At 30.3% G+C, this 14,187-nt stretch carries 11 protein-coding genes; all 11 read left to right on the top strand.

The genetic code is table 11. The features are described from left to right. The first annotated feature begins 131 nt into the window (after positions 1-131). The 11 genes from pgk to smpB all read left to right on the top strand — a co-directional run bounded on the left by pgk (position 132) and on the right by smpB (position 14,184). Positions 132-1,325 carry a phosphoglycerate kinase gene (pgk, locus tag JYG23_RS01890; protein WP_207236766.1) on the top strand — a complete coding sequence of 398 codons (1,194 nt, stop codon included), beginning with the start codon at positions 132-134 and terminating at the stop codon, positions 1,323-1,325. A gap of 15 nt (positions 1,326-1,340) precedes the next feature. Beyond that, positions 1,341-2,093: a triose-phosphate isomerase gene (tpiA, locus tag JYG23_RS01895; protein ID WP_207236767.1), complete on the top strand. Its 753-nt coding sequence runs from the start codon at positions 1,341-1,343 to the stop codon at positions 2,091-2,093. A gap of 11 nt (positions 2,094-2,104) precedes the next feature. Further along, positions 2,105-3,640 (top strand): 2,3-bisphosphoglycerate-independent phosphoglycerate mutase, encoded by a 1,536-nt coding sequence (gpmI, locus tag JYG23_RS01900; RefSeq protein ID WP_207236768.1) that lies wholly within the window; start codon positions 2,105-2,107, stop codon positions 3,638-3,640. Positions 3,641-3,674: 34 nt separating this feature from the next. Next, entirely contained in the window at positions 3,675-4,967 is a 1,293-nt protein-coding gene (gene eno, locus JYG23_RS01905; protein WP_207236769.1) for a phosphopyruvate hydratase, read from the top strand. A 146-nt stretch (positions 4,968-5,113) separates the two neighbouring features. Next, a complete protein-coding gene (gene secG / locus JYG23_RS01910) occupies positions 5,114-5,347 on the top strand; it encodes a preprotein translocase subunit SecG (protein WP_207236770.1) in 234 nt (77 codons plus the stop codon). A 109-nt stretch (positions 5,348-5,456) separates the two neighbouring features. Continuing rightward, the gene (locus JYG23_RS01915; protein ID WP_207236771.1) at positions 5,457-7,508 is read left to right on the top strand and encodes a sodium-translocating pyrophosphatase; all 2,052 of its coding nucleotides are present in this window, start codon (positions 5,457-5,459) and stop codon (positions 7,506-7,508) included. A 278-nt stretch (positions 7,509-7,786) separates the two neighbouring features. After that, the gene (locus tag JYG23_RS01920) at positions 7,787-8,557 is read left to right on the top strand and encodes an alpha/beta fold hydrolase (RefSeq protein WP_207236772.1); all 771 of its coding nucleotides are present in this window, start codon (positions 7,787-7,789) and stop codon (positions 8,555-8,557) included. A gap of 21 nt (positions 8,558-8,578) precedes the next feature. After that, a complete protein-coding gene (gene murF / locus JYG23_RS01925) occupies positions 8,579-10,219 on the top strand; it encodes a UDP-N-acetylmuramoyl-tripeptide--D-alanyl-D-alanine ligase (RefSeq protein WP_207236773.1) in 1,641 nt (546 codons plus the stop codon). A gap of 27 nt (positions 10,220-10,246) precedes the next feature. Further along, complete coding sequence (locus JYG23_RS01930; protein ID WP_207236774.1) at positions 10,247-11,404, top strand: D-alanine--D-alanine ligase family protein; 1,158 nt, start codon at positions 10,247-10,249, stop codon at positions 11,402-11,404. Positions 11,405-11,431: 27 nt separating this feature from the next. Further along, positions 11,432-13,558 carry a ribonuclease R gene (gene rnr / locus JYG23_RS01935; protein ID WP_207236775.1) on the top strand — a complete coding sequence of 709 codons (2,127 nt, stop codon included), beginning with the start codon at positions 11,432-11,434 and terminating at the stop codon, positions 13,556-13,558. 176 nt (positions 13,559-13,734) lie between these two features. Next, a complete protein-coding gene (gene smpB, locus JYG23_RS01940) occupies positions 13,735-14,184 on the top strand; it encodes an SsrA-binding protein SmpB (protein WP_207236776.1) in 450 nt (149 codons plus the stop codon). Positions 14,185-14,187 lie beyond the last annotated feature (3 nt).

Genomic DNA, 14,187 nt, shown 5'->3' on the forward strand with positions numbered 1-14,187 from the left:
GTGACATACTAATAATAAATAGTATGTAATAAAGTGCAATAATATCATATTTAATGTTGCACTTTATTATATAAAGAGTTAAAATATAATTGTATGCGGATTAAATAATTATAAAAATCAAGGAGTTTGAAATGAATAAAAAAGGACTAAAGGATATTAACATTAAAAATAAAAAAGTATTGGTTAGATGTGATTTTAACGTTCCAATTGATTCAGATGGAAATATCACAGATGATATAAGAATTGTAAGTGCTCTTCCTACTATTAATTACTTATTGGAAAATGGCGCTGCAGTTATATTAATGTCTCACTTGGGAAGACCAGCTGGAGAACCAAATCCTAAATATTCTTTGTTACCTGTTGCAAAAAGACTTGAACAATTAATGAAAAAAGAAATTATTTTTGAAGATTGTGATGTTGTAGTTGATGAAAGTGTTAAAAATGATGCTAAAAAATTAATGCCCGGTCAAATTATGCTGTTGCAAAATACCAGATACAAAAAAGAGGAAACTAAAAATGGCGAAGAATTAGCCGAAAATTTAGCATCTCTTGCCGATATATATGTTAATGATGCTTTTGGTACAGCACATAGAGCACATTCTTCGAATGTTGGTGTATGTAAATTCTTGCCTTCATCTGTAGGGTTCTTAGTGGAAAAAGAGATTTCTATCATGGGTAAAGCAATTTCAAATCCTGAAAGACCTCTTACAGCTATACTAGGTGGATCAAAAGTTTCAGATAAAATAAATGTTATTGAAAACCTATTAAATATAGCTGATAATGTTATTATTGGTGGAGGAATGTCTTTTACATTTTTGCATGCTATGGGCAATAACGTTGGAAAATCTTTGCTAGAAGAAGATAAAGTTGAATTAGCAAAGAATATTTTAGCTAAAGCAAAAGAAAAAAATGTTTCTTTATATCTACCATTAGATGTAGTAGTAGCAAAAGAGTTTAAAAACGATACAGAATTTTATAATTGTGATGTAAATAGTATTCCATCGGATTATATGGGATTAGATATAGGACAAAAGACAATTGAATTATTTAGTGATGTTATAAAGAAATCTAAAACTATCATTTGGAATGGACCTATGGGAGTCTTTGAGATGGATAATTTTGCTAAGGGTACAAATGAATTAGCATTAGAAATTTCAAAAAATTCACAAGCCGTATCAATTATCGGTGGTGGAGATAGTGCAGCAGCTGTTGAAAAAGCAGGATTAGCTGATAAAATGACACACATATCAACTGGTGGAGGAGCATCACTTGAATTTTTAGAAGGTAAGGTATTACCAGGAATTGATGCAGTAAATGATAAATAATAATTTGGAGGAAATATGAGAAGACCGTTAATTGCAGGAAATTGGAAAATGAATACTACTATTAATGAAGGGGTAGCTCTAGCAAAAGGATTAGTAGATTTCTCTAAAACCTTAAACAAGGATAGAGATATATTGATTTGTGTACCTTTTACAGCATTATATGCTATCAAACAGGTTGTAGATGGTAGCAAAGTAAGGCTAGGTGCTCAAAATATGTACTTTGAAGAAAAAGGTGCATTTACGGGAGAAATATCTCCAGTTATGTTACAAGATATTGGAGTGGACTATGTATTAATTGGGCATTCAGAAAGAAGACAATATTTTAATGAAACTGATGAACTATTAAATAAAAAAATAAAAGCAGCTTTGAGTCATAATCTTAAACCAATTTTGTGTGTTGGTGAAACTCTGGAACAAAGAGAGAAAAAAATAGAGAAAGAAACTATCAAAAAGCAAATTGTAAATGGATTATTGGGTATTAGTGCTGATGAAATGAAAAAGATTACAGTAGCCTATGAGCCTATTTGGGCTATTGGCACTGGAAAAACAGCTACAAGTGAGCAGGCACAAGAAATGATATTATATATTAGAAATATTTTAAAAGATATTTATGGAGAAGAAATAAGTGATAATACTATTATTCAGTATGGTGGTAGTGTTAAAGGTCAAAACGCTTCTGAAATAATGTCAAAATCAGATATAGATGGTGCTTTAGTTGGTGGTGCTAGTTTAAAACTGGAAGATTTTATACAAATTATAAGCTACTAGGAGTTGATACAATGAGAAAATTAACAGCTTTAATTATTTTGGATGGATGGGGAATAGGAAAAGATTATTATGGAAATGCTGTTAGTAAAGCAAATACATATAATTACGATTTTCTTATTAGAAAATTTCCAAATACTGCACTTGAAGCAAGCGGGCTATCTGTTGGATTGCCAGAAGGCCAGATGGGGAATTCAGAAGTTGGTCATACAAACATTGGTGCTGGTAGAATAATTAATCAAGAATTAGTTAGAATTACTAGGCAAATAGAAAATAAAGAGTTTTTTAAAAATTCTACTATTAATAATTTGGTAGACTATGTAAATGAAAATAATAAAACATTGCATTTATTTGGTTTGCTATCAGATGGTGGGGTACATAGTCATATTAAGCATTTATTTGGTATACTTGAACTTTGCAAGCAAAGAAATGTTAAGGACGTGCAAATTCATTGTTTTATGGATGGTAGAGATGTTTCTCCAATAAGTGGAATTAGCTATATAAAGATGCTTCAGGACAAGATTAATGAGCTAGGTGTGGGCAAAATATCTACTATTATGGGAAGATATTATGCAATGGATAGAGACAAAAGATGGGAAAGAATAGAGGAAGCGTACGATGCTTTAACAAAAGGCGTTGGTATAGTTAGATGTGATGCTTGTAAAGCTATAGAAGAATCATACGATAAGAAAATTACAGACGAATTTATAAAGCCAATTTTAATCGAACAAGAAGATTCAAGGCTTGGTATTGTTAAAGAGGACGACGGAATTATATTTTACAATTATAGACCTGATAGAGCTCGTCAAATTACCAGAACTTTTGTAGATGATGAGTTTGATGGCTTTGAAAGAAATAAGCTTAATGTAAAATTTGTTTGTATGACACAATATGATAAAACTATTGAAAATGTAGAAATAGCTTTCAAACCACAACCTGAAATAGAAAATACTTTAGGTGAATATGTTAGCAAAATGGGATTGCAACAGCTTAGAATAGCTGAAACAGAAAAGTATGCTCATGTAACATTTTTCTTTAATGGAGGAATAGAAGCGCCTTATGAGAATGAGGATAGGATTTTAATTTCTTCACCAAAGGTTGCAACATATGACTTGCAGCCAGAGATGAGTGCTATTGAAGTTAAAAACGAAATCATAAAGCAAATAGAAAAATCTAAATATGATTTAATGATTATAAATTTTGCAAATCCTGATATGGTTGGTCATACAGGAGATATAAATGCTACTATGGAAGCAATTGAAATAGTAGACAAGTGTTTAGGTGAAATTGTTAATTTGATAATAAAAACAGGCGGGAAGGCTGTAATTACAGCTGATCATGGTAATTGTGAAGTTATGATTGATGAAAGTACTGCATTGCCAATTACAAAACATACTACAAATAAAGTACCGTTGATTATTGTAGATAGAAATAAAAAATTTAAATTAAGACAAGATGGAGTTTTAGGAGATATTGCTCCTACTGTTTTAGAACTTTTAGGTTTAAAAAAACCTGTTGAAATGACAGGAAATTCATTGATTATTCATTAAATAATAAAATAAATTAATCTTTTGGAGGATAAAAATGTCAATAATAACAAACATTCATGCTAGAGAAATATTAGACTCAAGAGGAAATCCAACTGTTGAAGTTGAAGTTTGGACTGAAAGTGGTGGATTTGGTAGAACAGGTATACCATCAGGTGCATCGACAGGTATATATGAAGCTGTTGAGTTAAGAGACGGAGATAAATCAAGATATTTAGGTAAAGGCGTTACAAAGGCTGTTGCAAATGTTAATGACCTTATAGCTCCTGAAATAATAGGCATGGATGCATTAGAACAAGTAGAAATAGATCAAAGACTTATTGAATTAGATGGAACTTCTAATAAAGGAAAATTTGGTGCTAATGCTATTCTTGGAGTTTCAATTGCTTGTGCAAAGGCTAGTGCTAATCTTTTAGGATTACCATTATATAAATACATAGGTGGAGTAAATGCGAAATTATTGCCAGTACCTATGATGAATATACTAAATGGTGGAGATCATGCTGACAATAATGTTGATATACAAGAGTTTATGGTTATGCCAGTTGGAGCATGTTGTTTCAAAGAAGCTCTAAGAATGGGAGCTGAAGTATTCCATAACTTAAAAGCTGTTTTGAAATCAAAAGGTCTTAATACTGCTGTTGGTGATGAAGGTGGATTCGCTCCAAACTTATTATCTAATGAGGAAGCGTTCAAAAATATAGTTGAAGCTATTGAAAAAGCTGGATATGTACCTGGAAAAGATATTATGCTTGCAATAGACACTGCTTCAAGTGGATTATATGATGAAAAAACTAAAACATATACTTTATCTGGTGAAGGCAAAACATATACACAACAAGAATTTGTTGATTTTTACGCTGATTTAGTTAGTAAATATCCAATTATTTCAATTGAAGATGGTATGGCAGAAGATGACTGGGAAGGATGGAGTTTATTAACTCAAAAATTAGGTAAAAAAGTACAAATAGTTGGTGACGATTTATTTGTTACAAATACTGAAAGATTAAAAAGAGGTATCACAGAAGGTGTTGCTAATTCTATACTAATAAAATTAAATCAAATAGGAACAATTACTGAAACTTTAGATGCGATAGAGATGGCTAAAAGAGCTGGATACACAGCAGTTGTTTCACATCGTTCTGGAGAAACAGATGACACAACTATTGCTGACTTGGTTGTTGCAATCAACGCAGGACAAATAAAAACTGGAGCTCCATCAAGAATAGATAGAGTTGCTAAATATAATCAATTATTAAGAATAGAAGAAATGTTGGATTCAACTTCTCAATATAATGGATTAGATGTTTTTTATAACTTAAATAAATAAATTACTTATATTATAAGACACAATTATAGTTATAATTTGTGTCTTATAAAATTTATTGAAATTAAATATTTTTATTGATTTTATAATTTGTGTATGGTATAATCCATATGTTAAAACGAAGATTTTTTAGGAGGTGGGTAAATAATATGCTAAAAATTATTGTAATAATATTATTACTTCTTGCTAGTTTAGTTCTAATTGCAAGTATTTTACTTCAATCAGGTAAACAAGCAGGGTTATCAGGTGAAATCGCAGGTGGCGCGGAATCATTATGGGGAAGAAATAAAGGAAGAAGTTTTGAAGGAAAATTAGAAAAAGCTACAACAATATCTGCCATAATATTTGTTGCTGCATCATTGATTTTAGTTGCAATTCAATAATTAATATATATTAGTTAAGACGAAAAAACTATATAGTTTTTTCTCTTTTTTAATGTACATATAGTTAATTATAAATTAAATTATTAAATATTTTTGGAGGATTCATAAAATGGAATCATTGCTTTTTATAGCTCCAATTATTGGAGTTCTTGCATTGCTTTATGCATATTATAAAGCTGCAACAATTAACAAGGTAAGTGCGGGTACTGACAGAATGAAAGAAATTTCCTCTTACATTCATGAAGGTGCTATGGCATTTTTAACAAGAGAATATAAAACATTATTTATATTCGCAATCGTTTTATTCGTTATTTTAGGATTTGGTATCAACTGGCAAACAGCTATATGCTTCGCAATAGGAGCAATATTCTCAGCTTTAGCTGGATTCTTTGGAATGACTGTTGCTACAAAGGCAAATGTTAGAACTGCTAATGCAGCTAAAGAATCTGGAATGAACAAAGCATTAAATATCGCCTTTTCAGGTGGTGCTGTTATGGGAATGGTTGTTGTTGGATTAGGATTATTAGGACTTGGAACTCTATGGTTAGTATTTACTAGAGTATTTGGAGTAAGCACAGATACTGTTGCTACATATTTAACAGGTTTTGGACTTGGTGCTTCATCAATAGCTTTATTTGGACGTGTTGGCGGTGGTATTTATACTAAAGCAGCAGACGTTGGAGCTGACCTAGTTGGTAAAGTTGAAGCTGGTATTCCAGAGGATGATCCAAGAAATCCTGCAGTTATTGCTGATAATGTTGGAGATAATGTTGGAGACGTTGCAGGTATGGGCGCTGACTTATTTGAATCATATGTTGGTTCAATCATTTCTGCTATAACATTAGGATCTATCGCATTTGCTGATGGTGGAAAAGGTATAATATTTGCATTATTATTACCAGCAGTTGGTATTGTTGCATCTATTATAGGAACATTATTTGTAAGAGGAAAAGAAGGTGGAAATCCACAGAAAGCTTTAGATGCGGGTACTTATATAAGTTCAGCAATTGTTATAGTAGCAGCTTTCTTCTTATCTAAGTATGTATTAGATGATGTTAGACCATTTGGAGCTATTGTTATAGGATTAGCTGTTGGTTTAATTATTGCAAAAATAACTGAATACTATACTTCACAAGAGTATAAACCAGTTAAAGGAATAGCTGACCAATCTGAAACAGGTGCGGCTACAACAATTATAAGTGGTTTATCAGTAGGTATGATGTCAACTGCATTGCCAATTATAGTTTTAGCAGCAGGTATCATCGGTGCATTCTTTGTTGCTGGTGGAGCTTCAAGTGCTTCTTTAGGATTGTTTGGTATCTCTTTAGCAGCAGTAGGTATGTTATCAACAGCTGGTATGACAGTTGCAGTTGATGCTTATGGTCCTATCGCTGATAATGCTGGTGGTATTGCAGAAATGTGTGAATTACCTCACGGCGTTAGAGAAATAACAGACAAACTTGACTCAGTTGGAAATACTACAGCAGCTATAGGTAAAGGATTTGCAATAGGTTCTGCAGCATTAACTGCATTAGCATTGTTTGCATCTTATACACAAGTTGCTAATATTGCATCAATCAACTTAACTGATCCTACAGTTATTGCAGGTGTATTTATAGGTGGTATGTTACCATTCTTATTCTCAGCTATCACTATGAGTGCTGTTGGTAAAGCAGCTTTTGCTATGATAGAAGAAGTTAGAAGACAATTTAAAGAACTTCCTGGAATAATGAAAGGTACTGACAAACCTGATTATACAAGATGCGTTGATATAAGTACTACAGCAGCATTAAGAGAAATGGTTATACCAGGTCTTTTAGCAGTTATTGTTCCATTATTAGTAGGTTTCTTACTTGGTAAAGAAGCATTAGGTGGATTATTAGCTGGTGGTTTAGTTTGTGGTGTATTGATGGCTATTATGATGGCTAACGCTGGTGGCGCTTGGGACAATGCTAAAAAATACATTGAATCAGGTGTTCATGGTGGAAAAGGCAGTGATGCTCATAAAGCAGCAGTAGTTGGAGATACAGTAGGTGATCCATTTAAAGATACTTCAGGACCATCTATCAATATTCTAATTAAACTTATGACAATAGTTGCTTTAGTATTCGGTACAGTTATTGCTGAACATGGTGGAATACTAATTAATTTAATTAAATAATTATTTTAGATAATAAATAATTTATAAGGAGAAGGCTAGTTTTTCTAGCCTTCTTTTTTTATATACTGGGAAAATTCTACTCCTAGTATATAAAAAAAGAGGATTGCAAAGGACGGGACGTTCTTGCCTTTAAGGGGGGTGCTCAGTAAAATGCTTATGAAGTAGGCATTTTTACGCCGAAGGGGGACATAGGTCCCCCTAGCGGAGTTGCATAGCAACTTTTTGTGCAAATTTTTAACTAATTAATAAAGTTAACATATAATAGTAAAGGGGTAAATATGATATTAAATATTGATGGAATTAATGTTAATTACATAGATGAGGGAAATGGCACAAATATATTATTACTACATGGTTGGGGAGCAAATATTCAAACAATGCTACCCATATTTAATATGCTTAAAAGTAAATGTAGGGTTATAGCACTTGATTTGCCTGGCTTTGGTGAGAGTGATAGACCACCTTTACCATGGAATAGTAATGATTATGCTATTTGTGTTAAAAAATTTATAGATGTCTTAGGTGTAAAAAAAGTAATTTTATTTGGTCATTCACATGGTGGCAGAGTTTCCATAATATTATCTTCGCTGTTTTGTGATCTAGTAGATAAGCTTGTACTTATTGATAGTGCTGGTGTTAAACCAAAAAGGAAAATTGGATATTATTTTAAAATTTATAAATATAAGCTGCTTAAAAAAATATATTTACAATTTTTAGGTAGTGAAAACAGAAAAAACAGATTAGAAAAATTCTATAGAAAATATGGTTCAAATGATTATAAAAATACAGATGGTGTTATGCGTAAAACAATAGTAAAGGTTATAAATGATAATGTTGAGTCTTTGCTATCTAATATTTGTTGCCCAACACTTCTAGTATGGGGTGAAAACGACAGCGATACACCACTTTATATGGGTGAAAAATTGAATAAAAAAATTAAAGACAGCGGATTAATAATTTTAAAAAATGCAGGTCATTATTCATATGTGGATGATTATAAAACCTTTAGGGCTGTTATACAATCATTTTTAAGTAAAGAATTAAGTTAATTATTGATAGGGGGAAAAAATGTGAGTATAATTATATTTTTATTTACTACTGTAGCATGGTTTTTTTTGATTTTTAAGAGTATTCTGAATTATTTGCACATATTACAGCTAGAAGGATATAGTATTAGTAAATTTCAAAAGTGGGCAGATTCAAACCAAAAAAAAATATATTCAAAGTTAAGTATAAGTTTTATCAATATTTCGTTTTTTTTAACGCTTATGTTTATGTTATTTTATAATTCAGTGATAGTTAGAGAACTTACGTTGCTATCATACGTAGTATTATATTTTGTAACTTATATTAGATTAAAATACAACAAAAAGAATACAAAAAAGCCTTTTATATATACTAAGAGAGCAAAAAGATTGGTTGTAATATCAATTTCAAGAATAATTATATTGTATATGTTGACATTGGTACTTGTATATATTTTTTGTGATAGTGTTATTGAATACCTTCCAGTAAGTGCTTCGTTACTAAGTATCATATATTTTTTTAATATAAATATAGCAATATCTAGTAATAAAATAGCTTTACCTCTAGAAAATAGAATAAATAAGCATTTTTTCAATCTTGCTTATAAAAAAATAAGGAGCTTCGATAAATTAGTTGTAGTTGGTATTACAGGTAGCTATGGAAAAACAAGTACAAAGTTTGTAACATCTACAATTTTGCAGGAAAAATATAAAGTGATAAAAACACCGGAAAGTTATAATACACCTATGGGTATTAGTAAAGTAATTAATAACGATATACATGAGAGTCACCAAATTTTTGTAGCAGAACTTGGTGCTACAAAAATTGGTGATATAAAGGAGATAGCTGAGCTTACTAACCCTAATATAGCTATAATTACATCAATAGGACCTTGCCATTTGGAATCTTTTGGTTCTATTGAAAACATTAAAAAAACTAAATACGAAGTTATAGAAAATCTATCTGATGATGGAATTGCTATTTTCAATTACGATAATGAATACTTAATAGATTTGGCTGATAAAACTAAAAATAAAAAATTGTTGTACGGAACTGAAAATATTGATAAATTAGATGTTTATGCTTCGGATATAATAGTGGACGATGGAGGTTCAACATTTATGTTGAATATTAGGAATTTTGGTAGCATACAATGTCATACACAATTACTTGGAAAGCATAATATACTAAATATACTTGCTGGTGTTTGTGTTGCTACTATTTTTGAGATGAGTTTATTAGAGATAAAAATGGGTATTTCTAGAATAATATCAGTTAAGCATAGATTACAGCTTATTGACCCGAAAACTGGTATTTTGGTTATTGATGATGCTTTTAATTCTAACCCTGATGGAGCATCTGCAGCACTTGAAGTGTTGGGTCAATTTGAAAATAAAAGAAAAATTATAATTACACCCGGTATGGTTGAGCTTGGTAGTGTAGAATATGAAGAAAATTATAAATTTGGAGAGAAAATATCTACAATTTGTGATATAGTTATATTAGTTGGTAAAAAAAGAACTATGGCTATATTAGCTGGACTTCGCAAAAATAATTTTAATCTTCAAAATATATATTATTCTTTATCACCTCAACAGACTTCATCAATAATCAAAGATGTTACAAGACCTGGCGATGTAATATTGTTTGAAAATGATTTGCCAGATACATATGACGAGAATTAATTGAGTTATGTATATGGGGGTTATATATTGAAAAAAATAATTGGAATTTTAATAGGTGGAAAATCGGTTGAGCATGAAGTTTCTATTGTTACAGGTTTACAAGTATTTGATAATATTGACAGAGAAAAATATGAACCAGTTATGATATATATTAATAGTGATGGAAAATGGTTCATTGGAAAATGCTTAAATAATATCAATAATTATAAAAGTAAGTCATTGGATGATGCAATAGAAGTTATACCATATGGAGTTAATCAAAGACTTGTATTAGTAGAAAATTGTAAAAAAAGGCGAAGTTTGTTTTCAAAGAATTCTAAACAAGTAGTTATAGACATTGTATTTCCAGCCGTTCATGGAACAAATTGTGAAGATGGAACATTACATGGCTTTTTCCAAATGAACAACATACCATGTGCTTTTGGAAATACACTTAGCTCTGCAATTGGTATGGATAAGGTAATAATGAAAAAAATATTTAAATCAGATGGATTACCAATACCTGATTTTACTTGGTTTTATAATAATGAATATATAGATAATGCACAAATAGTATTGGATAATGCAGAAAAACTTGGGTATCCACTAATTGTTAAACCTTCAAATTTAGGATCTAGTGTTGGTATTAATAAAGCTAGCAATAGAAATGAGTTGATATTTGCTATTGAGGTTGCATTGTCATATGATAAAAAAATTATAATAGAAGAGTGTATTGAAAATGCAAGAGAAATTAATTGTGCTATACTGGGATATGAAAATTATCTTGTATCTTCAATGTGCGAAGAACCTCTTGGCTGGAAAGATTTTCTGACATTTGAGGATAAGTATATGAGTGGAGAAAAAAATAGCGATATTGAAAAAAGAAAAATACCAGCAGATATAGACACAAAAGCAACTGAAAATATTAAGAAATATGCAAAACAAGCTTTTAAATCAATTGATTGCGAAGGAAATGCTAGAATAGATTTTTTGTATGATGGTAATAATATTTATATTAATGAAATTAATACAATACCAGGTTCAATAGCATTTTATATGTGGGAATATTCACAAATTAAATTTAGTGAACTAATTACTAAAATACTTGATATTGCAGAAATTTGCAACAATGATAGAGCTTCAAAAATAATAAATTATGATATAGATTTGTTAAACAATATGACAAAGTATAATAAATGCAAGTAAATTTGCATTAATATAACGGAGGAAAAAATGAATTTTAAAGAAAAAATATTAGCTTTTATGTTAGACGAAGAATATAGGCCTTTAACTTTTAAGCAGCTGTGTGATTTGCTTGAGGTTGAAAGTAGTATGAGAAAAGAATTATTAAGACTTCTAAATGAGTTGGAAGAAGAGGGTAAAATCCTACTGACAAATACAGAGAGATATGCGATTCCAGAAAAAATGGGATTAATAATGGGTGTTATAGAGGGAAATCAAAAGGGATATGGATTTTTGATTCCTAATAATAAAGATATTAGGGATATATTCATATCTCCTGTTGACTTAAATGGTGCTATGCATGGTGACAAAGTTTTTGTTAAAAGTGATGGAAACTCATATGATGACAAAAGTCCAGAAGGTAAAGTTGTCAAAATACTTGAAAGAGTGAATAAAACAATTATTGGTGCATTCCAACAAAGTAAAAGTTTTGGGTTTGTTGTTCCAGATGATAATAAAATAGGTGGCGATATCTTTATATCCAAAGGAGATTTTAATGGCGCAAAAAATAACCAAAAAGTAGTAGTTAAAATTACCGAATGGCCTAAAGGAAGAAGAAGTGCAGAAGGTGAAATCATTGAAGTCATTGGAAATCAAGAAGATACAAAAACGCATATAGATGCAGTACTTATAAGACATAAAGTAAGACAGTTCTTTTCGGCTGATGTATTGTCTCAAGCTAAAGGAATAGAAAAAGAAATACCAGATTCAGAAATAAAAAGGCGTAAAGATTTAAGAAATGAAATAATTATAACTATTGATGGCAAAGATGCTAAAGATTTAGATGATGCAGTATCGGTAGTTAAAATTGATGATAATAAATATAAACTTGGTGTACACATAGCAGATGTTACTCATTATGTTAAAGAAAATAGCAAAATAGATAAAGAGGCATTAAAAAGAGCAACGAGTATTTATCTCGCTGATAAGGTTATACCAATGCTTCCAAAAGAATTATCTAATGGAGTTTGTAGCTTGAATCCTAATGAGGATAAACTTACTCTTTCTTGTGAAATGATTATAGATACAAAAGGTAAAGTAGTTGATTATCAAATATTTGAAAGTATAATCAAAACAAAATTTAGAATGAATTATACTGATGTTTCAAATATTATTGAAAATGATGATGAAGAATTAAAAGTTAAATATAAAGAAATATTGACTATGATTGATGATATGAAAGAGCTTAGTTATATACTTAAAACTAAAAGAGAAAATAGAGGCTGTATTGACTTTGATTTTGACGAGACTAAGCTTATAGTTGATAAAGATGGAAAGATAACAGATGTAACTAAGTATGAGAGAAGAACATCAAATAGAATTATTGAAGAATTTATGTTAGCAGCAAATGAAACAATTGCAGAAAATTATTATTGGCTTAACATACCGTTTGTGTATCGTATTCACGAAGAACCAGATGAAGAAAAAATGATGGAATTTAGTAAATTTATATTTAATTTTGGGTACACATTAAAGGGAAGTCAAGAGGTACACCCTAGAGAATTACAACAATTGCTTGCTAAAGTATCAGGTAAAAAAGAAGAAACTGTTATCAATACTATGATGCTTAGATCACTGAAAAAAGCAAGATATGCAAATGAGTGTGCAGAACATTTTGGGTTAGCTGCAACATATTATTGCCACTTTACTTCACCAATTAGAAGATATCCAGATTTGCAAATTCATAGAATTATTAAAGCTCAGCTTAACAATAAAATTTCTTTAACTGATAATGCAAACTTGATGGAAAGATGTGCTTTAGTAGCAGATCAATCATCAAAACAAGAAAGGTATGCAGATGAAATTGAAAGAGATACCAACAAAATCAGAATTGCAGAATTTATGGCAGATAAAGTTGGCGAAGAGTATGAAGGTGTCATTTCGGGTGTAACTGGTTTTGGAATTTTCGTTGAGCTTGATAATACAGTTGAAGGGCTAGTTCATATATCTAATTTAGATGATGACTACTATATTTATGATGCTAATAACAAAGTGCTTAACGGTAGAGTTTCACACAAAACTTATAAAATAGGTGATGTAGTTAAAGTAAGACTTGATAGAGTAAGTATACCAAATGCAGAAATTGATTTTGCTATAATAGATAAAATGAGTAATTAAGTAAAAATTTAAATAATAATTGTGCGATGGGATATAATAATATTATATCCCATTTATAAATAATAGCTTAAATTGATTAAAATAGAGCAATTGTAATAAATTTGTAATTTACAAATGATAAAAAGCATGTATAATATATATATAGGCAAATTATAAATAAAGGGTGGGCAGTGAGCATGGCTGATAATGTTAAATCTTTAGCTAAAAATAGAAAAGCTACATTTGAGTATTTTATAGAAGATAAATATGAAGCTGGGATTGTGCTAGTTGGAACTGAAGTAAAATCAATTCGACAAGGTATGATGAATATTAAAGATAGCTATGCAGAAGTCAAAAACGGCGAAGTTTTTGTTAACAACATGCACATAAGCCCTTATGAAAAAGGAAATATTTTTAATGTTGAACCACTAAGACCTAGAAAGCTTTTATTGAATAAAAGAGAAATAAGAAAACTTATTGGATTAACAACATTGAAGGGATATTCTCTAATACCTTTAAGCGTTTATTTAAAAAATGGTCTTGTTAAGGTTGAACTTGCAGTAGCAAAGGGCAAGAAGAATTACGATAAACGTAATGATATTGCTAAAAAAGATGCTGAAAGAAGAATGCGACGAGGCAATGAATAATCA

This window comes from Sedimentibacter sp. zth1 (assembly GCF_017352195.1).
Lineage (GTDB): Bacteria > Bacillota > Clostridia > Tissierellales > Sedimentibacteraceae > UBA1535.

What these genes read in the sequence shown, in the direction of transcription:
- eno (WP_207236769.1), top strand. Translation starts at nt 3,675, where the DNA reads ATGTCAATAATAACAAACATTCATGCTAGAGAAATATTAGACTCAAGA.
- JYG23_RS01915 (WP_207236771.1), top strand. Translation starts at nt 5,457, where the DNA reads ATGGAATCATTGCTTTTTATAGCTCCAATTATTGGAGTTCTTGCATTG.
- secG (WP_207236770.1), top strand. Translation starts at nt 5,114, where the DNA reads ATGCTAAAAATTATTGTAATAATATTATTACTTCTTGCTAGTTTAGTT.
- gpmI (WP_207236768.1), top strand. Translation starts at nt 2,105, where the DNA reads ATGAGAAAATTAACAGCTTTAATTATTTTGGATGGATGGGGAATAGGA.
- pgk (WP_207236766.1), top strand. Translation starts at nt 132, where the DNA reads ATGAATAAAAAAGGACTAAAGGATATTAACATTAAAAATAAAAAAGTA.
- tpiA (WP_207236767.1), top strand. Translation starts at nt 1,341, where the DNA reads ATGAGAAGACCGTTAATTGCAGGAAATTGGAAAATGAATACTACTATT.
- smpB (WP_207236776.1), top strand. Translation starts at nt 13,735, where the DNA reads ATGGCTGATAATGTTAAATCTTTAGCTAAAAATAGAAAAGCTACATTT.
- JYG23_RS01920 (WP_207236772.1), top strand. Translation starts at nt 7,787, where the DNA reads ATGATATTAAATATTGATGGAATTAATGTTAATTACATAGATGAGGGA.
- rnr (WP_207236775.1), top strand. Translation starts at nt 11,432, where the DNA reads ATGAATTTTAAAGAAAAAATATTAGCTTTTATGTTAGACGAAGAATAT.